Raw genomic sequence first — 23,103 nt, 5'->3', positions numbered from 1 at the left:
AGCGTTCACCGCAGCCGGCGGATCGCGTCCCTCGTCCGTGCGGACCGCCGACAGTCGTCGGGCGGTCAGTCGTTGGTGGTCACGCGGACGTAGTCGACGACGAGCTGCGACGGGAAGGGGGTGGAGCCGTCGGGGTCGCCGGGCCAGTAGCCGCCGACCGCGAGATTGAGGATGAGGAAGAAGGGCTTGTTGAACACCCACTCCTTGCCGCCCAGGTCGGCGGGGGTGCGCCGCTGGAAGACGTTGCCGTCGACGGACCAGGTGATGGAGTCCGGTGCCCAGTCGACGGCGAAGGTGTGGAAGTCGTCGGCGAACGCGGCCCCGTTCGGCAGCGTGTAGCCGGCACCGATGCCGTCGGCGCCGGAGTAGCCGGGGCCGTGCAGGGTGCCGTGGACGGTGCCGGGTTCGAAGCCGACGTTCTCCATCACGTCGATCTCGCCGCTCTGCGGCCAGCCGACGTTGCCGAAGTCGTCGCCCAGCATCCAGAACGCGGGCCACATGCCCTGGCCGCGCGGGACCTTGACGCGGGCCTCGACGTGTCCGTAGGCGGCGGCGAACTTGCCGGCCGTGTTGAGCCGGGCCGAGGTGTACTCGCAGGTTCCGTACCAGCACTGGTAGTTGCCGGGGTTCTCCTTGCGGGCGGTGATCACCAGGTTGCCCTGGCCGTCGAGGGCGGCGTTGTCGTTGCCCCCGGTGTAGAACTGCCGCTCGTGGTTGTTGACGTTGTCGCCGGTCTCCAGCTGCCACTTGGAGCCGTCGACCGCCGCGCCGGCCGGGCCGTCGAAGTTGTCCTCGAAGGAGACGGCCGCCGGGACGGGGGCGGGGGCAGATCCGGGGGCGGATCCGGGGGCCGCGGAGGCTCCGCCGGGCAGGGTGGCGAGGAGGGCCGAGCAGCAGAGCAGGGAGGCCGCGTAGAGCGCGGTGCGGCGGCGCCGGGAGCGGGTGGGTACGGCGTTGCGCGGGAGGTGCACGGTCATCACTTCGCTTCGTGGGGGGACATGTGCATGACAGATCGACACCGAGAGGTGAACGGTTGGGGCGATCACCTCGGGTGCATATTTCAATTCTTGATTTAAGGGAGTGCCGCAGGAGCCGTCAATAACCTGGTCCAGACCGGAGAGCGAACGGACCATGCCGAAGGCATATGCGACTGAACGCGGCGAGGCTCGCCGTGCGGTTCCCTCCGGGCAGCGGCAGAGTAGGAGTTACCGACCCGGCGGCGCGGCCGAGCTGCACCGGACAGCGCGGCGGGACCGGGCGGTGCGGGCGGAGGGAGCACGGCATGCGGAACGACGGCGTACCGCGGCCCCGTTTCGACGGCGTACCGCGGCCTCATTTCGTCGTGCAGATCCATGACGCGCGGCGCATGCACTTCGACTTCCGCCTGGAGGTCGACGGCGCACTCAAGTCCTGGGCGGTCCCCCGCGGCCCCTCGGAGAATCCGAGCGACCGGCGTCTGGCCGTCGAGACGGAGGACCACCCTCTGGAGTACCGCGAGTTCGAGGGGGTCATCCCGCAGGGCGAGTCAGGCAGCGGCACGGTGATCGTCTGGGACCAGGGCACGTACGAGCCGCTCGGCCACGACGGGGAGGGTGACACGGTCCCCTTCGCGGAGTCCCTCGCTCTCGGCCATGCCACGTTCTGGCTCCACGGGTCCAAACTGCACGGCGAGTTCGCGCTCACCCGCTTCCGGGTGGGCGACGAGCCGGAGAGCGGCGGCCAGGAGGCGTGGCTGCTGATCAAGGCCAACGACCGCCTCGCCGTGCGCGACCGGCCCGGCTCACCGGACCCGTACCACGCCCGCTCCGCCCGTACGGGACGGACGCTGCACCAGGTCGCGGTGGCGGCGGCCCGGGAGGACGGGGACTGAGACACCCCGACCCGGTCAAGATCCGCCGGACACGCCCTAGGTGCTCCTGCCGGTCTCCGCCACCTGGGAGAGGAGGTCCGTGTAGAGCGACCGCCGGTCGGGGCGCGCGTGGGCCGCCGCCCGGCGCAGTGCCGGGGCGGCCGCCGGGCCGAAGCCGGCGACCGCCTCCCGCGCGGCGCTGCGGACGACCGGCTTCGGGTGCTGGAGGAGGCGGACCAGCTCCGGCAGGGCGGGCTCCCACGAGGCCCGGCCGAGGGTCCTCACCGCCATCCGCACCACGTCCGGCAGCGGGTCGGAGAGCAGGATCACCGTGGACCGGGCGTGGCCGGCCCGGTCGAAGAGGGCGCGCGAGGCCCGGTGGGCGTGCAGGCGCACCCCGGCTCGCGGGTGGCGCAGCAGCTCCTCGATCACGGCGTCGAGGGCCGGGTCCGGCTCGCCGCCCGGTGTCGGCGGGTGCTCCTCGACGAGGCGGCCGAGAGCGCGGCGGGTCTGTTCCGGCGTCCCCCTGCGGGCCAGGTCCAGCAGCTCCGGCAGGGCCGGTAGGTGGGCCCGCGCTGCCGGAGCGCCCGGGGCGGGTGCGCGCAGGGCGTCCAGCGCGGCGGCGTCCTCGGCCTCGGCGTCCGGCCCGCGCAGGGGGCCTGCCACGAGGACGAGGCGGTCGGCCAGGGCATCGCGGCCCTCGTCGCGCAACCGGCGCCGTACGCGGTCCAGTTCGGGCGTTCGCAGCAGGGGCCGGCCCGCCAGCAACTCCAGGAGACCGTGGGCGCCCGCCTCGACGCGCGGGCCCAGCAGGTGCGCCAGTACGTCGGCGGGAACCCGGTCCAGCACCGTACGGGCGGCCGTGTGCACGGCGGGCGGGCCGTGCTGCCACCGGTCGAGCAGCATCGGGACGAGCGGCGGCAGGGCCCAGGGGCGCAGGCGCCCCGCACAGCTCAACGCCCTTTCCGGCAGCACCCCTTGGGCGCCCAGCTCCGCCACTCCGAGGCCCGCCGGCGTACGGGCCAGGCAGTCGACCCCGGCGTCGGGCAGCTGGTCGACGCGGCCGCGCAGGTACGCCCGGACGACGGCGAGCGCCACCTCCGGCTCGGGCCGTCCGCCGAGCGCCCGGGCGGCGGCGTTCCGGTCGTCCGGGTCGTCGGCCTCCAGCAGGGCCAGGAGCCGAGGCTGCCTGGCGGCGGAGTGCGGCCCGTCCGGATCGCCTGGCCGAACCCGGGCCTGTACGCGGGGAGTTCGGGCCGACCGGGTCTCGGCGACGGTCCACGGCGGTGCGTCGAGCGGCTGGAGCGCGGTCATCCAGTCGAGGAGCGGAGCGCGTACGTCGGGTCCGGCGGCCGGGTAGGCGTCGATGAGCGCGTGCAGCAGTTGCCGGGAGCGGCGAGCGCCGGGTGCACTCTTGAAGGCCCCGTCGATGCCGCCGCGCCGGAACTCCGCCAGCGCGCCGGGAGTCCGTACCGCATCCCGCAACACCGCCTCCAGCAACGCGCCATGCCCGTCGGCGGACAGCCCGGTGGCTTCCCCCTCCGTTACGCCGAAGGCCTCGCGCAGCACGCCCGGTGCGGTCCGCCAGGGATCGGGGCCCAGGTGGGCGGCGGCGAGCGCCCGGTCGACGTCGGCACGGACCAGCACGGCTCCGCACCGTCGGAGCAGGGAGAGCGTCAGGGCCGGAGAGGCGGGGAACACCCGCCGGTGCGCGCGCAGTTGCTCCACGACGGTGAACCGCCGCACGGCGGACAGCGCCGGGACCACCGCGTCCAGGACGTCCAGCAGCTCCCCCGCCAGCTCCTCCGGCCCTCCTCCACTCACGGCCTCCTCGAACGCGTCGGTCACCACCCCCGCGTACCGGCCGAGCACCGCCACCTCATCCGCCGACCACGGCGCCGGGCACAGCCGCAGCGCGCACCACAGCAGGCGGGCCCGGAGCGCCGCCGGTCCGGAGCTGTCGGCGAGGGCGAGCCAGCGGTTCAACTGGAGGCGGAGCGAAGTGAGTTCGCGGGCCAGGGCGGAATCCGGCGGCTCGGGGCGGCGCGCGATGCGCAGGGCGAGCGACGGGTCCCAACCGCCGCGCACCAGCGCCTCCACCTCCCGGTCGGCCACGTCCGGCCGCCCGGCCGGGGTGTGCGGTGGAACCGGGAGCCCCAGCCCGGCCAGCGGTTCCGCCAGGTCATGGACGGAGCCCGAGGAGAGGCGGACACGGCCGTCGGCGACGAGCGTCAGCAGAGCGGGCGCGACCGGTGATCCCTGGGTGTGCAGGGCGAGCACCGAACGCACCGACGGTATGCCGTCGAGGCCCGCCAGCAGCAGCCGGCGGGCCCGCTCGTCCCGGCTCTCCTCGGCGGCGGAAAGGAGGGTGGCCGCGTACGCCTCACCGAGCACGGCCCGCAGCGCCCGCTTCAGCGCGTCCCGCAGGCCCGGGTTGTCGTCGCGGCCGAGCCGCCGCAGGAGGTGCGGCACGGCCTCCGGCCCGCCCGCGTGGGCCAGGGTCCCGGCGGCGGTCTTCCGGATGTTCATGTTCGGGTGGCCGAGGCAGGCGGCGACCGGCTCGGCCGCCCAGTCGGCCCGCGCCGCCCCGAGCGCCAGGAGCGCCTGCCGTACGGTCCGGATGTCGGGCGACGCGGTGAGCGGGAGCAGCGTCGCCGACAGGGCCCGCGCGTCGGTCCCCGAGGTGTCGTGGGCCAGCAGGGCGATGACGTGCTTGCGTACCTGCGGGTCTCGGCTGCGCAGCAGGCGGTGGACGCGGGGCCGGGTGTGCGCGGTGGCGGGGATCCGGAGCAACGCCTTGAGCAGCACGGCCTGTTCGGCGGCGGTCGTTGCGGGCCTGTCCAGCAGGTCGAGCAGCGTCGTGGCGAGGAGCGCGTGGCCCGCGCCGTGGGCGTCCGGGGCGTCCAGCAGGCAGACGGGCCGGACCCGCCGGCGCGCGTACAGGCGGCGCCCGAGGGCCTGGATCGCGTCCAGTACGGCGTCGGGGAGCTCCGGCTCCCCGTCCGGGCGCGGTCCGTCCTCGCGTGACCTGTGGCGCCGGTCCGGGGCGGGAGCGGGTTCCCGGTCCGCGGCGAGGTCGCGCACGACGCGCAGGAGGAGGTCGGCGACGAGGGTCGACGTGCCCGCCCCCGCGTGTTCGGTGATCCGGCGGAGCGCGGCCACGGGGTCGGCCTCGTCCGGGCGGGAGCGCAGGACGGCGAGTTCCTGCTCGTCGGGGGCGCCGAGGTCGGCCGCGATGCGGGGCGGCAGGTCGGTGGGGTCGAGCCGGGCGAGGAGGCGCCGACGCCGGTCGGGGTCGGTGGTGAGGTGCCACAGGAGTTCCAGCGCCCGGCCGCGTACGGCACGCAGGGCGGGCGCGATCCCCGGGCCGGGTACAGCCGGCACGGGGGTCGGCGCGGCTCCCGGCTCCCCCTCCGCCGCCCAGGGGGCGTACCGGGCCACGTCACTTCCGTACTCCCCCACGCCGAGCCCCAGGGCGAGCGCCGCCTCCGTACGCTCGCCGCCGATCGCCTCCAGCGCGGCCAGTGCCTCGACGGGGGCCGTGGGCAGCAGGGCCAGCACGGCTTCCTCGGCGTCCACGGGGCGCAGGACCCGGATCGCGTCGAGGAACGGGCCCGGGGCGGGAGCGGCCGGCAGGAGCCGGGCCACGGCCTCGCCGACCGGGATGTCGGCCGCGCCCTGACCGGCCAGCGCGACCAGGAGGTCCAGGCGGCGCGGCCAGTCGGGAGCGGTGAGCGGTGCGTCGAGGAGGGCGTCGAAGAACGGGCGGCGGCAGGTGTGGAGGATGGTGGCGACGTCCTCGGCGGGCTGTGTGTGGTCGGCCAGGGCGAGGCCGAGGACCGGTACGACGTCCGGCGCCGACGGGAAGTGGCCGCGCCGGTGCAGGCCGCCCAGGCAGGTCAGTACGGGCCCGGCGAACAGCAGCGGGTCGCGGGCGGCCAGGGCCAGGAGGCGGCCGATGTCGGTACGTTCCGCGAGACCGCCGAGGAGTTCCACGGCCCGCCGCCGCAGGGCGGGGTCCGCCGCCTCGTCACCGGCGGTGCGCAGGAGCAGGTCGCGGTGGCCGTGCCGGGCGGCGGTGGTGAGGGCGGCGGCGCCAAGGGAGTCGGACCCGGTCGCGTCACCGTGGCCGCCACCGGAGAGGTGCTCACCCATCACCGACGCGTCCAGCGGCACCACCACCGCCCAGGGCTCGGCCAGTTCGCGCAGCGCGGCCCCCACCACCCCGGCGTCGGGGGCGCCGAGCAGCCGGACCAGCAGCCCGCGCACGACAGCCGGGGCGAGGAGGCCGGCGTGCAGTCCGGCTCGGGCCAGGCGCAGCGCCTCGTCCTGGAGCACCGGGTTCCCGGTGGCGGCGAGCCCGGCGACGAGCCGCTCGGGGTGGTGCGCGTCCAGGACATCGGTGGCGCGGACGGCCTGGTAGAGGAGCTCTCCGGCCGGTTCCGTGAAGACGACGGCGGGATCGGCGAGCAGTTCGGCCCGCAGCCAGGCGATTTGTACGCGGGCGGGCCACCCGGCCGCACGCCAGTCGGGCAGCGGCCGTCGGGGCCGGTCCGGCTCGGTCCGCAGCCGCCCGTGGAGCTCCGCCAGGGCGAGGGACTCCTCAGGCGTCGCCCCCGAGGAGTCGGGCAACAGACTGACGAGCAGCTCCTGTTGACCAGAAGCGGAGCCGGAGTCGGAACCGCGACCGGAGCCGGATTCAGAACGGGCGGCGGTGGCCGGGGCGCTCGTGCGCTCGGTGAGGAGGGCGAGGCCGAGATGGCGTACGCGGGGGTCGGGGTGGCGGACCAGTCGGCCGAGCAGCTCCGGGGCGCAGGTCCGGGCGTCGAGGTGCCGGGCGAGGAGACCGGCGTCGGCGCGGGCGAGGGCGGCCTCGATGAGCTCCTGCGGAGGTGTGGTCACCCGGGGATCGTAGACACAGGGCTTGTCGGGCGGGCCGGGCAGGCCCGAGGCCTGGTTCCGCTGCGGCCCCTCCTGGCCGATGATGTTCGTCCACCGGGGCCACCACCCACGGCGGAGCACCGGCCGTCCGTGAGCAGGCGAGAAGGGTTGTGATGCGGGAGATGTCAGCGGATCCGGCGGCGGGCGGGCGCGCGGGCGAGGACGCCCAGGTGATCGTGGTGGGGGCGGGCCCGGCCGGCTCGTCGGCCGCGTACCACCTGGCCCGGGCGGGTGTGGACGTGATCCTGCTGGAGAAGGCCCGCTTCCCCCGGGAGAAGGTGTGCGGCGACGGCCTCACCCCGCGCGCGGTGCACCAGCTGATCCGGATGGGCGTCGACATCTCCGCGCCGGGGTGGACGCGTTCGCGCGGGATGCGCTGGGTGGCCGGGAAGCACCGGGTGCACATCGACTGGCCCGCGCTGGGCCGCTACCCGGACTTCGGGCTCTCCCGCAGCCGCCACGACTTCGACGACATCCTGGCGCACCACGCGGTGGCGGCCGGGGCGCGGCTGTACAGCGGCTGGAAGGCGGAGCGGCCGCTGACGGACCGGGCGGGCCGGGTCACCGGGGTCAGCGCGACCTCGGACACGCCGGACGCCCCGGGGCCGGTGGATTTCCGCGCGCCGGTCGTCGTCGCCGCCGACGGGGCCTCCGCCCGGCTCGCCCTGGCGCTCGGTCTGGAGCGGGACCCCGGGCGGCAGATCGCCACGGCGGCCCGCCGCTACTACCGCAGCCCGGAGCGCTCGCGGGAGGAGTACCTGGAGCTCTGGGCCGACCTCCGCTTCCCCGACGGGGGACCGTACCTCCCCGGGTACGGCTGGATCTTCCCAATGGGCGACGGCCGGGTCAACGTAGGCCTCGGGGCGCTCCCCCACCGCCGGCACGGCAAGGCCGACCTGCGGGCCACCCTGGACCAGTGGCTGGACCGGACCCCCGAGGAGTGGGGGCTGCGCGAGGAGAACGCCGAGGGCCCGGTCCGCAGCGCCGCACTGCCCCTCGGCTTCAACCGCCATCCGCTGTACGCGCGGGGGCTTCTGCTGGTCGGCGACTCCGGCGGCATGGTCAGCCCGTGGAACGGCGAAGGTATCGGCCAGGCCCTGGAGGCGGGCGAGGTCGCCGCGGAGACGGCGGCACTCGCCCTGGCCCACCCCGAGGGCGCTCGCCGCGAACAGGTGCTGCGCGGCTACCCGGTGGAGATGAACCGCCGCTGGGGCCGCTACTACCGCCTGGGCAACGCGGCCGCCGACGTGGTCTTCAGCCGCTCGGGATTCCAGCCCGTGCTCAACCGGTACGTCATGAACTCGCCGTTCCTCCTGAACACCCTGGCCCGGCTCCTCACCGACCTCACGGACAAGCCCTCGCGCGATGTGATCGACCATGTCCTCAACACCGCGTTCCGCATCGTCCCGGCACCCCGGCCGGGACGCGCCCCCGGGCGGCTCAGGAGAGCAGCGCGGTGACGTGTCCGCCGTCCCGGCGGTCCCCCGCCCGGAGTCGGCCCCGGACCGCGCCGTCCGGCCGACGGGACCGGCGGCGTACGGTTTCGTCGTTCGCCGCCCCCACGGCCGCACGGCGGGCGGGGGACGGATCGCGGACGACCACCGGAGGAACGCACCGATGACGGGCACGAGGATCACCGCGCGAGGGCTCAACCGCTCCACGCTGGCCCGGCAGTTGCTGCTGCGGCGCGAGCCGCTGGACGCCGCCGAGGGCGTACGTCGTGTGGTCGCGCTCCAGGCCCAGCAGCCGGCCTCGCCGTACGTCGCGCTGTGGAACCGGCTCACCGCCTTCGACCCGGCCGGACTCGACACCGCGTTCACGGACCACCGCGTGGTCAAGGCGACCATGATGCGGCTCACTCTCCACGCCGTGCACGCCGACGACCACCCGGCCTTCCGGGAGGCCATGCACCCGGTGGTGCGCGCCTCCCGGCTGGGCAGCCGCTTCACCGCGTCCGGGCTGACGGCGGCGGACGCCGACGCGCTGGTCCCCCGGCTGCTGGAGTTCGCGGACCGGCCCCGGACCACCGCCGAGTGCGAGGCCTGGCTGGGCGAGCAGCTGGGGACGCCGCCGCAGGACGGGGCGTGGTGGGGGCTGCGGCAGTACACGCCGCTGCTCCACGCACCCACCGCCCCGCCCTGGTCGTTCGGCCACCGCCCCTCCTACATCGCGCCCCGGACCGGTCCCGTACGGACCGATCCGGAGGCGTCGGCCGCGTCCCTGCGCACGCTGGTCCTGCGCTACCTCTCGGGGTTCGGGCCCGCCTCGGTCGCGGACGTGGCGCAGTTCGCCATGGTCACGCGGGCCCGGGCGCGGGCGGCGCTGGCGGACCTTGCCGAGGGTCTGGAGCGGCTGGAGGGGCCGGAGGGCGTGGAGTTGTTCGACCTGCCGGGGGCTCCGCGGCCGGACGGGGCGGAGCCGGCACCGCCCCGGCTGATGGCGATGTGGGACAGCGTCCTGCTGGCGTACGCGGATCGCGGCCGGGTCCTCCCGGAGGCGTACCGCAGGACCGTGATCCGCGCGAACGGCGATGTGCTGCCGACGCTGCTGGTCGACGGGTACGTGGCCGGGATCTGGCGCCCGGTCGCCGGGGGCATCGAGGCGACCGCGTTCCACCCCCTGGCCGAGGAGGTCTGGGAGGGGCTCGCCGCCGAGGCCCGGTCGCTGGTGGGGTTCCTCGCCGGCCGTGAACCGGAGGTCTACCGGCGCTACGGCCACTGGTGGAGCCGCCTCCCGGACGCCACCGCGCGGGTGTTGCCCGGATCAGCCTGATCCGGGAACCCGGGGAACGAGTGCTCTACAGCCCTGTAGATTGCACTCTGCCGGCCGCCCGTCAGGGGATCCGGATGACTTCTCGTCACGTCCGCCCAGAGAAAGCAGCAGCCATGTTCGGGATCGGCGAGCTCACCATCCTTCTCCTGGTCATCGTGGCGGTGCTGGCCGTGAAACGGCTCCCCGATCTCGTGCGGTCAGCAGGGAAGGCCGCGCGCATCCTCAAGAGCGAGAAGCAGGCGCTCAAGGACGAGGGCAGGAGCGAGGGCGGCGGCCCGTCCCCGTCCGCTCCCCGCGTGATCCGCGGGGAGACGACCGAGCGGGACACCACTCCCTGAAACACTCCCTGAGGTCCCGCAGGGGTTACAGCGGCGTCGTCGCCGCCTCCAGTACGAGGAAGAGCGCGACGGCCGCGTTGAGCGCGGAGAGCGCGGAGACGGTCGTCCCGGCGGCGGCGACGAACGCGGCGGCGCCGGCCGGGGTGAGCGCGGGCGGCCAGCCCCGGTCCGGTGGCACCGGGCCCAGCAGCGCGGCCACCCGGCGCGGCACCGGGCCCGCGGCGGCGAAGCCCGCCACGGCCGCGGCCCGGGGGCCCGGGGCGGAGATGAGCGCCGCCTTGCCGACCGCACGGGCCGTCAGCCGGCGGTCGCCCGTGACCCGGGCCGCCTCCTCGTCCGCCCAGCGCTCGGTGGAGTAGACGAGGGCCGCCTGGAGGGGCCGCAGCAGCGGGTTGACGCACCCGGCCAGCCGGGTCGCGAGCAGCAGCCGGTGGTGGCGGCCGTCCAGGTGGGCGCGTTCGTGGGCGAGCAGCGCCCGGCGCTCCGCCGGGTCCAGGGCGGCGAGCATGGCGGTGGAGACCATCACCCGGCCCGGCGAACCGGGCAGCGCGTAGGCGTACGGCACGTCGTCGGGGAGCACGGCGAGGTCGCCGCCGCCCGGCAGGCCGGCGAGGGTGCGGTGGGCGCGGGCGCGGAAGCGGTAGTGGCGGTGGACGGTGAACCCGCAGGCCATCGTGACGGCGACGAGCGCCAGGATGGAGGCCTTGCCGGCGAAGGCGTCGTGCGGGACGGCCTCCCGCACCTCCTCGTCGGACCAGCCGTCGGGCAGCGGGTTGCCGGGCAGCTGCGCGGTGCCGACCACCACCAGCAGCCCGAGACAGACCAGGCTGCAGGAGGCGAGGATCACGGCGACGGTGGTCAGCAGGCGTGCGGCTCTCCGTGGATGCAGGTGCTGCTCGGCCAGCCGCGCGATCGGCAGCGCGGTGAGGGGCAGGACCAGAGGCAGATACACGAAGACGCCCATCGTCAGCCCTCCGGCCGGTCCGTGGGCGCTGCGCCAGGCCCACCAGGCCCATCGGGTCCAGTGCCGGGGCCGCTCCCCGGCGCGCCGCCGCCCCCGGGCTCGCTCTCCGCGAGCAGCGAGCGCAGCAGCTCCTCGTCGTCCGCCGACAGGACGGAGACGAAGCCGGCGAGCACCGCGTCCCGGTCCCTCTGCTTGTCGAGGAGGCTGCGCATCCGCAGCGCGGCGAGGCCGGCCTCGTTCGCCACGGGCTGCCACAGGACCGGGCGCCCCCGCCCGGTCCGGGTGACGGCCTGCTTGGCGTGCAGGCGGGTGAGGATCGTGATGACGGTGCTGTACGACAGGCCGCTGCCGAGCCGTTCCAGCACCCAGGCGGCGGTCACCGGTTCGGTCGCCTCGCCCAGCACGGACAGCACCTGGGCCTCCAGCTCGCCCTGGCCCCGCCTGCGGGCGGGCGTTTCCCGTTCGCCACCGGCTCCTTCGGTGTCCACCGTCCGGCCCCCCTCTCGTCCTGCTTCGCTCAGCCGCCCGGTCCCTGCCGTTCATCTGCCGGGCGACCGGGAAATCGTATCCAGCCACCGGCCCTCCGGTGACACCTACGACCCCTTCCCACCTGCCCTATAAAATCTACAGTGTTGTAGATTTTATGGCGGTGCCGCAGAGTGTCTGCACCGTCACCACACAGAGGGAGAACACCATGGGCGTGAGTCTGGCCAAGGGCGGAAATGTCTCGCTGACCAAGGAGGCTCCGGGGCTGACCGCGATCCTCGTCGGCCTCGGCTGGGACGTCCGCACGACCACCGGCACGGACTACGACCTCGACGCGAGCGCGCTGCTCTGCGACGAGTCGGGCAAGGTCCTCTCCGACGCGCACTTCGTCTTCTACAACAACCTCAAGAGCCCGGACGGTTCGGTCGAGCACACCGGCGACAACCTCACCGGCGAGGGCGAGGGGGACGACGAGATCGTCAAGGTCGACCTCTCCGCCGTGCCGGGTACCGTCGCCAAGATCGTGTTCCCCGTCTCGATCCACGAGGCGGAGGGGCGCGGCCAGAGCTTCGGCCAGGTCCGCAACGCCTACATCCGTGTGGTCAACCAGGCGGGCGGCGCGGAGATCGCCCGTTACGACCTCAGCGAGGACGCCTCCACCGAGACGGCGATGGTCTTCGGCGAGCTGTACCGGCACGGCGCCGAGTGGAAGTTCCGTGCGGTCGGGCAGGGTTACGCCTCCGGGCTGAGCGGCATCGTCGCCGACTTCGGCGTGGGTCTCTGACCCCGCCCCGCCGCCCGGACACACTCATCTCACCTGACCTCACCTCACCGCAACAGCGAAGGCGGAAGCCATGACGATCAACCTCTCCAAGGGCCAGCAGGTCAGCCTCACCAAGTCCGGCGGCGGCGAACTCGGGGTCGTACGGATGGGGCTGGGCTGGAAGTCCGCGCCCCGCAAGGGCTTCCTGGCCCGGCTGACCGCCCGCGACATCGACCTGGACGCCTCGGCCGTGCTCTTCGCGGGCAAGGACCCGCAGGACGTGGTCTTCTTCCAGCACCTCACCAGCGACGACGGTTCGGTCCAGCACACGGGTGACAACCGGGTCGGCGGTGCGGGCGAGGGCGGCGACGACGAGTCGATCGTCGTCGACCTGCGGCGCGTGCCCGTCCACGTCGACCAGATCATCTTCACGGTCAACTCGTTCACCGGCCAGACCTTCGAGGAGGTCGAGGCCGCTTTCTGCCGTCTGGTCGACGAGAGCACCGGCCAGGAGCTCGCGCGGTACACGCTGACCGGCGGCGGGCGGCACACCGCGCAGATCATGGCCAAGGTCCAGCGGGCCGGTTCGGGGTGGCAGATGACCGCGATCGGCGCCGCGGCCGACGGGCGTACGTTCCAGGACCTCATGCCCGCCGTCGCCCAGCACCTGTAGCCACGACGGCTCCGGGGCCGCAGGAAGCCCACGGGAACCTGCGGCCTCCGCAGCGACACAGCGACATATCGACAGAGGGACAGTATGGGCAGGCCTTCCCCGCTCGGGGACGAGGACAGATCCGCCTACGCGGAAGTGGTCGACGAGGTGCTCGCGTCGGCGGAGTTCCAGCGGTTGCTGGAGGAATCCGGCGTCAGCGGCGGCCGGTTGCGGATCCGGGCCCTGGCCGCGGTGGGGCGTACGGCTCCGGCCGCCGCTGCGGAGTACCGGGCGTACGCGGCCCTGCGGCGCGCGTCGCACGGCCGGCGCGGCGACGGCGGTCCCGCTCCCCTGTCGGGGCCGGGGCACCAGGAGCGGCCGGGCGCCGGTGCCCTGGCGGTCCTCGGGGTGCTGACCCCGATCCTGGCCGCCGTCGCGGGGGCGACCTTCCTCCTGCTGGGGTACGGGCTCCGCCTGACCGACAGCATGGCGGCCCTGGCCGACACCCTCGTCCGGGTCGGCTGGATCAGTCTGGCCATCGCGGCCGCCACCTCCCTGATCAGCCTCGTCGCCGTCTACCGCACCGCCGCCCGCCGGCCGGCGCCCGGCTCACCGCCGGGGGTGGACCGTTCGGCCGACCTGGACCGCGCCCGGGAGACCTGGCGCACCGCCCTGCGGGACAAGGCGATCCGCCCGTTCCTGCTCGGGGAACTCGCCGAGGCGGGAAGAGCGGCGGCGGCACCCGGCGGCCCGCGCTTCACCCCGCCGGCCTTCGCAGGCCCCGACCACACCCGGCCCGACCACACCCGGCCTGACTTCTCCCGCCCCGACTTCACCCGCCCCGACTTCACCGGCCCGGGCTTCTCCGGGCCCGGTCACGGCAGTCCGGGCGCCGGATCACCCCAGCTGCCCGACACCCGGCGCTGATACGCGCGAGCGGTGGCGGGCCGCCTCGACGAGGGCGGCCATGACGCGGGGGTCGTCGCCCATCTCCGGGTGCCACTGCACCCCGAGCACCAGGCTCTCGTGGTCGGGGAGTTCCAGCGCCTCCACCGTTCCGTCGGGGGCGTGGGCGGAGGCGATCAGGCCGGTGCCCAGGCGGTCGACGGCCTGGTGGTGGTAGGCGGGCACCGTGGTCTGCTCGGGGACGGCCGCCGCGTACGCCGTACCGGGCACGGGGTCCACCGGGTGGCCGCCGAAGACGGCGTGGCCGCCGGTGTGACCGTCCAGGTGCTGGTGCAGGGTGCCGCCGAGGGCGACGTTCAGCAGTTGCATGCCCCGGCAGATGCCCAGCAGGGGGACGCGCAGCTCGATCGCCGCCTCGATCAGGGCGAGTTCCCAGGCGTCACGCTCGCGGGCCGGAGGCCCCGTACGAGGGTCGGGAGCGGCGCCGTAGCGGGACGGCTCGACGTCCGCTCCCCCGGCGATCACCACCCCGTCCAGGGCGGCCACGGTCTCCCGGGCCGCGTCCGCGGCCTCGTCCGGCGGCAGCAGCACCGCGAGTCCGCCCGCCGCCCGGACCAGCCGGGGGTAGGCGGCGGGCAGGAGCACCGCGGGCATCTCCCAGACACCCCAGCGGGCCGGGTCCTGGTAGGTGCTGATGCCGATGACGGGCCGGGACATGGAACGGCTCCTTCGGTTGACTCGTTACGGATCGACGACGGTGCGGGGCGGTCAGTCGCGCTTGAGTTCCGCCTCCGCCGCCGCGAGTGCGGCGAATTCCTCCTCCGGGGCCGCCGCGACCAGCCGGTGGCGGCTGTAGAAGGCGAAGTAGGCGAGCGCCACCGCGTACACAGCGAGTGCGATGAACGCCGCGTCCCGGTCCACCAGGAAGGTCGCCACCAGCGCCGAGCATGCCAGAACGAAGGCGACACCCGAGGTGCGCGCGCCGCCGGGGGTGCGGTAGGGCCGGGGCAGGTCCGGCTCCCGGCGGCGCAGCACGATGTGGGACAGGGCCATCAGGGCGTAGCTGATGGTGGCCCCGAAGACGGCGACGTTGAGCATCCGGCCGCCGTTGCCGCTCCAGGCGGCCAGGGTGAAGCCGATGACGCCGGGGATGAGCAGGCCGAGGTAGGGGGACTTGCGGCGGTTGGTGAGGGAGAGGAAGCGCGGCAGATAGCCCGCCCGGGAGAGGGCGAAGAGCTGGCGGGAGCCCGCGAAGATCAGGGAGAAGAAGGAGGCGACGAGCCCCGCGAGGCCCGCGTAGTTGACGAAGCGGCTCAGGGCGGTCGGCTCGCCGTCGCCCTGGAGGGCGACCACGAGCGGGTTCCCGGCCTCCTTGATGGCGTTGGCGCCCTGGGCGCCGGTGGCGGAGACGAAGGTGATGAGCGCCAGGAAGACCAGCACGGCGAGCGAGATGGCCAGCGCCTTCGGCATCGAGCGGACCGGGTCCTTGGCCTCCTCGGCGGCGAGCGGTACGCCCTCCACCCCGAGGAAGAACCACATGCCGAACGGGAACGCCGCCCAGATGCCGAGGAGCCCGTACGGCAGCCAGGAGTTGGAACCGAAGGCGCTGGGGTCGGCCGGGATGTCGTTGAGGCGGCCCGCGTCGAACTCCGTGAACGCGCCGACGGCGAAGATCAGCAGGGCGGCGACCGCGATCGCCGTCACGACCAGGCTGAAGCGGAGGGCCTCGCCGACGCCCCAGAGGTGGATGCCGATGAAGATCGCGAAGCAGGCGAGGTAGACCGGCCAGCCGGAGGTCAGCCCGAACAGGCCGAGCGATTCGACGTAGTCGCCGATGAAGAGGGAGATGGCGGCGGGGGCGAGGATGTACTCGATGAGGATGGCCGTGCCGGTGAGGAAGCCGCCCCCGGTGCCGAGCGCGCGCCGGGCGAAGCCGTAACCGCCGCCCGCGGTCGGCAGGATGGCGGAGAGTTCGGCCAGTGCGAAGACCAGACAGGCGTACATGACGCCCATGAGGACCATGGCGACGGCGAGTCCGCCGAAGCCGCCCTTGGAGAGGCCGATGTTCCAGCCCGAGAAGTCGCCGGAGACGACATAGGCGACGCCGAGTCCGGTCAGCAGCAGCCACCCCGCGCTGCCGCGCCTCAGGGTCCGGCGGCGCAGGTACGCGGCCGAGCCGGTCGCCCCCGGGCTCGTGGAATCGGGTGGTCCGGCAGGTGTTTCGGTTCCCTGAGCCATGAGGCGCTCCAGATCTCTGTCGACGTCGTCGATGGAACTGCTTCGATCAAAGGTTCGTCGGCACACCTTTGTGGAACGTCGGCGCGAAAGGCAAGGGGCCTGCGTTAAAGAGTGGTTACGGATGCGTCCCGGGCCGCTCAAAACCGACCCCCGTGGATTTCAGGCCAGGAAGCCCCGCAGCAGCGCCGCCGTCCCGGCGCAGTGTTCGCGCATCATCTCGCGCGCCGCCTCCGCGTCCCGGTCGAGCACGGCCTCGACGACGGCCGCGTGCTGCTGCTGGGAGTGCTCCAGGTTGCGCACCAGCAGCGGGATGCAGTCCAGGAGTTCGTTGAGGGTGGCGCGTACGGAGGCGTACTGCGCCGCGAGCGAGCGGGAGCCGGAGAGTTCGGCGAGGGTGAGGTGGAGCAGGGTGTCCCTGCGGCGGTAGTCCTCCAGGCGGGCGCCCTGGGTGGCTTCGAGGGCCGCCCGCAGCCGGGCCGCCCCGCCGTCCGCGAGCCCGTCGGCGCAGAGCCCGGCCGCCCCGGTCTCCAGCACCTCGCGGAAGCGCAGGGTGTCCTCCACGTCGACGGCCGCCACCCGGCGCCGCAGCTCGTCGCTGCCGTCGGCCGCGGCGGCGCGCGGCAGGACGAACGTTCCGCCGTAGCGGCCGCGCCGGCTCTCCACCATGCCCTGGTCCTGGAGGACCTTGAGCACCTCGCGCAGGGTCACCCGGCTGACCCCCAGGTGCTGGGCCAGCTCGCGCTCGGCGGGCAGCCGGTCGCCGGGCGGGACCAGGCCGAGGCGGAGCAGTTGCAGGACCTGCTCCAGGGTCTCCTCGAAGCCGTTGCCCGCGCGGACGGGGCGCAGGACGGAGACCGGAGCCGCGGAGCCCTCCCCGCCTGTCGCGTCCTCGCCCACGGCGTCCGGGACACCGTCCGCCGCCACCGGACGGGTGCCGTCGGTTCTCCCTCTGGTGACCACTCGCGGATTCCCTTCCCAATCAATGGTTCTCTGTCATACCTTAAGCCTCCCGGTTCACCCAAGGAGGAATCCCGTGGCAGACCGCACACCCCCGCTCACCGTCGACGAGCTCCGCTCACGCGTCGCGGACGGGTCGATAGACACCGTGGTGCTGGCCTTCCCCGATATGCAGGGTCGGCTCCAGGGGAAGCGGTTCGCAGCCGGTTTCTTCCTCGACGAGGTGCTGGAGCACGGTACCGAGGGCTGCAACTACCTGCTGGCCGTGGACACCGAGATGCGGACCGTCGACGGTTACGCGATGTCGTCGTGGGAGAACGGCTACGGCGACTTCGGCATGGTCCCCGACCCCGCCACGCTCCGCCCGGTCCCCTGGCACGAGGGCACCGCGCTCCTGATCGCCGACCTCGCCTGGCACGACGGCAGCCCCGTCGTGGCCGCGCCGCGCCAAATCCTCCGCCGCCAGCTGGACCGGCTGGCCGCGCTCGGTTACACGGCGCAGGTCGGCACGGAGCTGGAGTTCATCGTCTTCCGGGACAGTTACGAGGAGGCCTGGGACCGCGACTACCGTGGGCTGACCCCGGCCAACCAGTACAACATCGACTACTCCATCCTCGGCACCGGCCGCATCGAACCGCTGCTGCGCCGCATCCGCAACGAGATGCAGCAGGCCGGGCTGACCGTCGAGTCCGCCAAGGGCGAGTGCAATCCCGGGCAGCACGAGATCGTCTTCCGTTACGACGAGGCGCTGACCACCTGCGACCAGCACGCCGTCTACAAGACGGGCGCCAAGGAGATCGCGGCCCAGGAGGGTGTCTCGCTCACCTTCATGGCCAAGTACGACCAGAACGAGGGCAACTCCTGCCACATCCATCTCTCGCTCACCGACGAGAACGGCGAGAACGTGATGGCCGGCGACGGTCCGGACGGCATGTCCGAGCTGATGCGCCACTTCCTGGCCGGCCAGCTCGCCGCCCTGCGCGACTTCTCCCTCCTCTACGCGCCCAACATCAACTCCTACAAGCGTTTCCAGCCGGGCTCCTTCGCCCCCACCGCCGTCGCCTGGGGCGTCGACAACCGCACCTGCGCCCTACGGGTCGTCGGCCACGGCCGCTCGATGCGCTTCGAGAACCGGCTGCCCGGCGGCGACGTCAACCCGCACCTGGCCGTGGCCGGACTGGTCGCCGCCGGTCTGTACGGGGTCGAGCACCGGCTGCCGTTGCCGGAAGCGTGTACGGGCAACGCCTACACCGCCGCGTACGACCAGGTGCCGACGACCCTGCGCGAGGCGGCCGAGCTGTGGGAGGCCAGCCCCATCGCGAAGGAGGCGTTCGGCGAGGAGGTCGTCGCGCACTACCTGAACATGGCGAAGGTCGAACTCACCGCGTACGACTCCGCGGTGACCGACTGGGAGCTGCGCCGCTCCTTCGAACGCCTCTGACCACGAGAACGCCTCCGACCACCCCCTGCTTCCCTGATCGAGGTCCGTACGTGTCACAGCACCCCGCAGCGTCCGCCCTGGACGTCCTGAACCCGGCGACCGCCGAGGTCATCGCCACCGTGCCCGCCGCCTCGGCCGCCGACGTGGACGCGGCCGTCCACCGCGCCGCCGCCGCGCAGCGCCCCTGGGCGGCCGCAGCGCCCGCCGACCGGGCCAGGCTGCTGCGCCGCTTCGCCGCCGTGGTCGACGAACACATCGAGGAACTGGCCCAGTTGGAGGTCCGGCAGGCCGGTCACACCATCGGCAACGCCCGGTGGGAGGCGGGCAACGTCCGCGACCTCCTCGACTACAGCGCGGGCGGCGCGGAGCGGCTGCTCGGCCGGCAGATCCCGGTGGCGGGCGGCATCGACTTCACGATCCTGGAACCGCTCGGCGTCATCGGGGTCATCGCGCCCTGGAACTTCCCGATGCCGATCGCCGCCTGGGGTCTGGCCCCCGCGCTCGCCGCGGGCAACGCCGTCCTCCTCAAGCCGGCCGAGACCACCCCGCTGACCGCTCTGCGGCTGGCCGAACTCGCCCTGGAAGCAGGCCTTCCCGAGGGGCTGTTCCAAGTGCTGCCCGGCGAGGGCCCGGTGGCCGGGAGCGCCCTGGTGGAGCACCCGGGCGTCGCGAAGATCGTGTTCACCGGCTCCACCCGGACCGGGAAGCACATCATGACCCGGTGCGCGGAGCGCGTGAAGCGCCTCACCCTCGAACTCGGCGGCAAGAGCCCGAACATCGTCTTCGCCGACGCCGATGTGGAGGCAGCGGCGGCGGCCACCCCGATGTCGTTCCTCGACAACGCGGGCCAGGACTGCTGCGCCCGCACCCGGATCCTGGTGGAGCGGTCCGTGTACGACCGGTTCCTGGAGCTGCTCGGCCCGGCGGTGGCCGCCGTGGTGGTGGGCGACCCGGCCGACGAGAAGACGCAGATGGGCCCGCTGATCTCGGCCGCCCAGCTGAACCGGGTGCGGGGCTTCACCGACGGTGTGCGGGAAGCCGACGGCGTACGGGCCATCCTCGGCAACTCCCCGGAGGGGCCCGGGTTCTGGTATCCGCCGACCGTGCTCGCGGGGGTGGCGGCCGATGCTCCGGTGGCCGTCGAGGAGGTCTTCGGGCCGGTCGCGGTGGTCCTGCCGTTCGACGGCGAGGAGGACGCCCTGCACCTGGCGAACGCCACCGACTACGGGCTGGCCGGATCCGTCTGGTCCCGGGACATCGGGCGCGCCCTCCGCGTCGGCCAAGGCCTGCGCGCGGGCAACCTCTCCGTCAACTCGCACTCCAGCGTGCGCTACTCGACCCCCTTCGGCGGCTACAAGCAGTCGGGGCTGGGCCGTGAGCTCGGGCCCGACGCCCTGGCCGCCTTCACCGAAACCAAGAACATCTTCATCAGCACGGAGGCCTGAGCACCATGACCGACACTTCCCCTGTCTGCCGCCGCCTGGTCGGCCGCACCGCCGTCGTCACCGGAGCCGGCAGCGGCATCGGCCTGGCCACCGTGCGGCGGCTGGCCGCCGAGGGCGCCCATGTCGTCTGCGCCGATGTGGACGAGGTGAGCGGCAAGGCCGCCGCCGAGGAGGCGGGCGGGCTCTTCGTCCGTACCGACGTCACCGACGCCGAGGAGGTCGAGGCGCTCTTCAAGGCGGCGTTCGACACCTACGGTTCGGTCGACATCGCGTTCAACAACGCGGGAATCTCGCCGCCCGACGACGACTCGATCCTGGACACCGGCCTGGAGGCCTGGCGCCGGGTGCAGGAGGTCAACCTGACCTCGGTCTTCCTGTGCTGCAAGGCGGCCATCCCGTACATGCGCGCCCAGGGCCGGGGCTCGATCATCAACACGGCCTCGTTCGTGGCCCGGATGGGGGCGGCGACCTCGCAGATCTCGTACACCGCGTCCAAGGGCGGGGTGCTGGCGATGTCGCGTGAGCTGGGGGTGCAGTTCGCGCGGGACGGCATCCGCGTCAACGCGCTCTGCCCGGGGCCGGTCAACACCCCGCTGCTCCAGGAGCTGTTCGCCAAGGACCCGGAGCGGGCGGCGCGGCGTCTTGTGCACATCCCGGTCGGCCGGTTCGCCGAGCCGACCGAGATCGCCGCCGCCGTGGCGTTCCTGGCGAGCGACGACTCCTCGTTCGTCAACGCGACGGACTTCCTGGTGGACGGCGGGATCGCCGGGGCGTACGTCACCCCGGTCTAGGGATCCGCACGCGCAGGGGGTCGCTACTCGGCCCCCTGCGCCAAGGCCCCTCTGAGCCGCTGCGAACGGAGCACCAGCAGCATCTCGAAGCGCTGGTCGGGGTCGTCGATCGCGGCGCCCCACAGCTCGCGGATCTGGCGCAGCCGGTAGCGCGCCGTCTGCGGGTGGATGCCGAGCCGCTGGGCCACCTCGGGCGCTCCGCCGGGCGTCTCGATCCAGGCGAGCAGGGTCTCGGCCAGCCGCTTCGCCGCGGTCGGGCCGAGGCCGTCCAGCGGGGCGAGGCAGCGGCGGGCGGCCGCGTCGATCAGCTCCCGGGACGGCAGGAGCACCAGCTCCTCCGTGCGCTCGGTGCAGTGCAGCACCTCGCCCTGCGGCAGCAGGTTCTTCTTGATCAGCTGGACCGCGGTCTCCGCCCAGCGCAGGGAGGTCGCCGCCGCGGCCAGCGGCACCGACGGGCCGATCGCGCCGGACCAGCCGGCGGTGGCCCGGCGCAGGGTGTCCGCCCGGCCCGCCGTCTCCGGGTCGGGGATGACGATGCGCGGCTGCTCGCTCTCCATCTCCAGCAGGATCCCCTGACCCACCGCCGGGGCCACGGCCTCCCGGGCGGGGCGCATCAGCACGCCCACCGCGATGGTCTCCGGCAGCTCCCAGCCGACGCGGGCGGCCCGCTCGGCGAGCGTCCTGGCCGAATCGCCGCGGGGCTCCACCAGCAGGAGGTCGATGAGCTGGCGCTGGAGGCGCAGCCGCTCACTGGCGCGGCGGGCCGCCGCCTCGGCGTAGCCCAGGACCGACTGTTCCACGAGGCCGTCCAGATACTCGAATCCCGATTCGGCCAGCTCGTACATGGCGGGCGCGGCGATGTCGACCTGCTGGCCGATCTCGGCGAACCTGCGCCAGGTGAGCCGGACCCCGAGCCGGTAGACGGCCTGGAGCGAGTCGAGGCTGCGGCCGTGCAGCCCCTCGCCCCGGCCGAACTCCTGGAACACCTCCGGCGGCACCCGGGGGTCGGCGGCGCCGGAGGCGAGGTGGCGTACGAAGCCCTCGATGGCGCGGCGGATGCCGACCAGGGCCATCGGCTCACCGGACTCGTCCTCCACGAGCTGGAGGTAGGGGTAGTCCTGCCGGATCTCGGTGAGGATCTTCTGGGCGATCTCGGGGGCCTCGGCCAAGGCGATGGAGGAGAACCGCTCCACCTTCGACCGGGGCACCTCCTGCCAGGCGCGAGGCGTCACGAGCCGGCCGGACCGGTGTCGTAACTGATCAGCGGTGTGTTCGGCTGCTCGGGTGTGGCGCCGAGCAGGGCCACGATGCCGAAGGCGGCACCGAAGGCGAGCGCTGCGGCCACCAGGGTGGTGGCAGCGGCGGCGATGAGTCTGCGCATGATCGGGTCAGCTCCTTGCTGGAGTCGATCCCTGCTCCGTGATGGCCGGGCCCCTCCGGCTGGCACACAGTGTCGACAGTCCATTGACATGCCGTCAAGGCCTTGCTTACTGTTCACGCCAATCAAGGGCTGACCGGCCCGGGGCCCGTGCACCTCCCGCGAAGAGATTCGACCCAGGAGTGCCCGGATGCGCCGCAATGCTTCACCTCTGTCACTATTTCTGCTGGGTGCAGGGGTCTTTCTGCTCGTTCTCGCGCCCCTGCTCGTCTGGTATGTCCAGCCGCAGGCGAAGCGCACCCCGATAGATATCGATACGACCACGGTCTTCACCGGGACCGGCAGCTACTTCGACACCTCGAAGGTCGAGACGGTCGAGGGCAAGGAGATCACGATCACCCGCCAGGTGCGCGGGGACGTGGCCGACAGCGTCAAGAGCGGCAACGCCGTGTGGGACGTCTCCACCTCTGTCGACCACGAGGGCACCTTGCCCGCCTCCGACCCGCGCGACGCCCTCCAGTGGACCATGGAGCGCTGGGTGACCGACCGGACCACCAATGAGCCGGTCCACTGCTGCGAGGAGAAGCCGACCTTCGACGGGGAGGCCTATCTGAAGTTCCCCTTCGATGTCGAAAGACGTGCTTACCGCTGGTGGGACGGCACCCTCGGCGGCGTCGTCCGGCTCGACTACGCCGGCAAGAAGAAGGTGCAGGGGTACGAGGGGTACGTGTTCAAGGGCACGGTCGAGCCGACCCGCACCGGCGTGCGCCAGGTGCCGGGCGTGCTCGTGGGCAAGCCCCGTACACCGCAGATCCTCGCCGAGGAGTGGTACTCCAACAGCGGCATCGAGCTCGTCGTGGACCGGCGCACCGGCCGCATCATGAACGCGGCGATCGGCCCGAAGAAGACGCTGCGCGCGCCGGGCTCGAAGAAGGACGCCGTCACGCTGCTGGAGAGCAAGCGGGTCGAGTTCACCAAGGAGACCCAGCTCAAGCAGGTCGAGCTGGCTTCCGCGGACAGCGACCGGCTGGCCCTGCTGTCCGGGACCGCGCCGGCCGGGGCGGTCGGACTGGGTCTCGTGCTCGCGACCGTGGGCATCGTGCTCGTCATTCGGGGCCGCAGAACGGAGCCGGAAGCCCCGAATACTCACATGATGACGAACTCGCCCACCTGAGTTACCGG

General features: G+C 73.5%; 20 protein-coding genes. 11 read left to right on the top strand and 9 right to left on the bottom strand.

Annotated features, from left to right (window positions below):
* Nucleotides 1–65: 65 nt before the first annotated feature.
* The gene (locus IF17_RS0126530) at nucleotides 66–977 is read right to left on the bottom strand and encodes a glycoside hydrolase family 16 protein (protein WP_030570767.1); all 912 of its coding nucleotides are present in this window, start codon (nucleotides 975–977) and stop codon (nucleotides 66–68) included.
* A 305-nt stretch (nucleotides 978–1,282) separates the two neighbouring features.
* On the opposite strand from IF17_RS0126530, the gene IF17_RS0126525 reads away from it, so the two are divergent.
* Nucleotides 1,283–1,870 carry a DNA polymerase ligase N-terminal domain-containing protein gene (locus tag IF17_RS0126525; protein WP_030570765.1) on the top strand — a complete coding sequence of 196 codons (588 nt, stop codon included), beginning with the start codon at nucleotides 1,283–1,285 and terminating at the stop codon, nucleotides 1,868–1,870.
* Between the two features lie 36 nt (nucleotides 1,871–1,906).
* Here the strand turns inward: IF17_RS0126525 and IF17_RS0126520 are convergent, their stop codons facing one another.
* Nucleotides 1,907–6,751: a HEAT repeat domain-containing protein gene (locus IF17_RS0126520; RefSeq protein ID WP_030570763.1), complete on the bottom strand. Its 4,845-nt coding sequence runs from the start codon at nucleotides 6,749–6,751 to the stop codon at nucleotides 1,907–1,909.
* A 152-nt stretch (nucleotides 6,752–6,903) separates the two neighbouring features.
* Between IF17_RS0126520 and IF17_RS0126515 the strand changes: the two genes are divergently transcribed.
* The 3 genes from IF17_RS0126515 to IF17_RS0126505 all read left to right on the top strand — a co-directional run bounded on the left by IF17_RS0126515 (nucleotide 6,904) and on the right by IF17_RS0126505 (nucleotide 9,900).
* Nucleotides 6,904–8,250, top strand: a complete 1,347-nt coding sequence (locus IF17_RS0126515; RefSeq protein ID WP_030570761.1) for a geranylgeranyl reductase family protein — start codon at nucleotides 6,904–6,906, stop codon at nucleotides 8,248–8,250.
* Nucleotides 8,251–8,407: 157 nt separating this feature from the next.
* Complete coding sequence (locus tag IF17_RS0126510; RefSeq protein WP_030570759.1) at nucleotides 8,408–9,562, top strand: winged helix DNA-binding domain-containing protein; 1,155 nt, start codon at nucleotides 8,408–8,410, stop codon at nucleotides 9,560–9,562.
* Between the two features lie 113 nt (nucleotides 9,563–9,675).
* Nucleotides 9,676–9,900 (top strand): twin-arginine translocase TatA/TatE family subunit, encoded by a 225-nt coding sequence (locus IF17_RS0126505; RefSeq protein ID WP_030570756.1) that lies wholly within the window; start codon nucleotides 9,676–9,678, stop codon nucleotides 9,898–9,900.
* 25 nt (nucleotides 9,901–9,925) lie between these two features.
* Here the strand turns inward: IF17_RS0126505 and IF17_RS0126500 are convergent, their stop codons facing one another.
* Both IF17_RS0126500 and IF17_RS0126495 read right to left on the bottom strand, forming a co-directional pair.
* A complete protein-coding gene (locus IF17_RS0126500) occupies nucleotides 9,926–10,864 on the bottom strand; it encodes a M56 family metallopeptidase (protein WP_030570753.1) in 939 nt (312 codons plus the stop codon).
* A 2-nt stretch (nucleotides 10,865–10,866) separates the two neighbouring features.
* The gene (locus IF17_RS0126495; protein ID WP_030570750.1) at nucleotides 10,867–11,352 is read right to left on the bottom strand and encodes a BlaI/MecI/CopY family transcriptional regulator; all 486 of its coding nucleotides are present in this window, start codon (nucleotides 11,350–11,352) and stop codon (nucleotides 10,867–10,869) included.
* Between the two features lie 206 nt (nucleotides 11,353–11,558).
* On the opposite strand from IF17_RS0126495, the gene IF17_RS0126490 reads away from it, so the two are divergent.
* The 3 genes from IF17_RS0126490 to IF17_RS0126480 all read left to right on the top strand — a co-directional run bounded on the left by IF17_RS0126490 (nucleotide 11,559) and on the right by IF17_RS0126480 (nucleotide 13,692).
* Nucleotides 11,559–12,134, top strand: a complete 576-nt coding sequence (locus IF17_RS0126490) for a TerD family protein (protein WP_030570747.1) — start codon at nucleotides 11,559–11,561, stop codon at nucleotides 12,132–12,134.
* A 70-nt stretch (nucleotides 12,135–12,204) separates the two neighbouring features.
* Nucleotides 12,205–12,786 carry a TerD family protein gene (locus tag IF17_RS0126485; RefSeq protein WP_026242192.1) on the top strand — a complete coding sequence of 194 codons (582 nt, stop codon included), beginning with the start codon at nucleotides 12,205–12,207 and terminating at the stop codon, nucleotides 12,784–12,786.
* Between the two features lie 84 nt (nucleotides 12,787–12,870).
* On the top strand, nucleotides 12,871–13,692 hold the full coding sequence (locus IF17_RS0126480; protein ID WP_030570744.1) for a hypothetical protein: 822 nt from the start codon (nucleotides 12,871–12,873) through the stop codon (nucleotides 13,690–13,692).
* On the opposite strand, the gene IF17_RS0126475 is transcribed toward IF17_RS0126480, so the two are convergent.
* From IF17_RS0126475 to IF17_RS0126465, 3 genes are all read right to left on the bottom strand, one after another.
* Nucleotides 13,663–14,388, bottom strand: a complete 726-nt coding sequence (locus IF17_RS0126475) for a gamma-glutamyl-gamma-aminobutyrate hydrolase family protein (protein WP_030570741.1) — start codon at nucleotides 14,386–14,388, stop codon at nucleotides 13,663–13,665. The two genes, IF17_RS0126480 and IF17_RS0126475, sit on opposite strands and share 30 nt — an antisense overlap.
* 51 nt (nucleotides 14,389–14,439) lie before the next feature.
* Nucleotides 14,440–15,909, bottom strand: coding sequence for an ethanolamine permease (gene eat / locus IF17_RS0126470; protein WP_030570738.1), 1,470 nt, complete (start codon nucleotides 15,907–15,909; stop codon nucleotides 14,440–14,442).
* Nucleotides 15,910–16,068: 159 nt separating this feature from the next.
* Complete coding sequence (locus IF17_RS0126465) at nucleotides 16,069–16,806, bottom strand: FadR/GntR family transcriptional regulator (RefSeq protein ID WP_051884128.1); 738 nt, start codon at nucleotides 16,804–16,806, stop codon at nucleotides 16,069–16,071.
* A 136-nt stretch (nucleotides 16,807–16,942) separates the two neighbouring features.
* Between IF17_RS0126465 and IF17_RS0126460 the strand changes: the two genes are divergently transcribed.
* From IF17_RS0126460 to IF17_RS0126450, 3 genes are read left to right on the top strand one after another with little or no spacing between them, the layout of a single operon-like run.
* On the top strand, nucleotides 16,943–18,307 hold the full coding sequence (locus IF17_RS0126460; RefSeq protein ID WP_030570732.1) for a glutamine synthetase family protein: 1,365 nt from the start codon (nucleotides 16,943–16,945) through the stop codon (nucleotides 18,305–18,307).
* Between the two features lie 50 nt (nucleotides 18,308–18,357).
* Nucleotides 18,358–19,752, top strand: a complete 1,395-nt coding sequence (locus tag IF17_RS0126455; RefSeq protein WP_030570728.1) for an aldehyde dehydrogenase family protein — start codon at nucleotides 18,358–18,360, stop codon at nucleotides 19,750–19,752.
* Between the two features lie 5 nt (nucleotides 19,753–19,757).
* Nucleotides 19,758–20,543, top strand: coding sequence for a 3-oxoacyl-ACP reductase (locus IF17_RS0126450; protein WP_030570725.1), 786 nt, complete (start codon nucleotides 19,758–19,760; stop codon nucleotides 20,541–20,543).
* 23 nt (nucleotides 20,544–20,566) lie between these two features.
* On the opposite strand, the gene IF17_RS0126445 is transcribed toward IF17_RS0126450, so the two are convergent.
* Both IF17_RS0126445 and IF17_RS1000000139345 read right to left on the bottom strand, forming a co-directional pair.
* Nucleotides 20,567–21,775, bottom strand: coding sequence for a PucR-like N-terminal domain-containing protein (locus IF17_RS0126445; RefSeq protein WP_030570721.1), 1,209 nt, complete (start codon nucleotides 21,773–21,775; stop codon nucleotides 20,567–20,569).
* Complete coding sequence (locus tag IF17_RS1000000139345; RefSeq protein WP_167344533.1) at nucleotides 21,772–21,924, bottom strand: hypothetical protein; 153 nt, start codon at nucleotides 21,922–21,924, stop codon at nucleotides 21,772–21,774. Before IF17_RS1000000139345 ends, IF17_RS0126445 begins: the two co-directional genes overlap by 4 nt.
* A gap of 187 nt (nucleotides 21,925–22,111) precedes the next feature.
* Here IF17_RS1000000139345 and pgfA point away from each other — a divergent pair, with 187 nt between their 5' ends.
* Nucleotides 22,112–23,095, top strand: a complete 984-nt coding sequence (gene pgfA, locus IF17_RS0126435) for a cell envelope lipid trafficking protein PgfA (RefSeq protein WP_030570718.1) — start codon at nucleotides 22,112–22,114, stop codon at nucleotides 23,093–23,095.
* Nucleotides 23,096–23,103 lie beyond the last annotated feature (8 nt).

This window comes from Streptomyces cyaneofuscatus (genome assembly GCF_000718135.1).
Classification (GTDB): Bacteria; Actinomycetota; Actinomycetes; order Streptomycetales; family Streptomycetaceae; genus Streptomyces; species Streptomyces cyaneofuscatus.
This window is presented reverse-complemented; position numbering and strand designations above follow the sequence as displayed.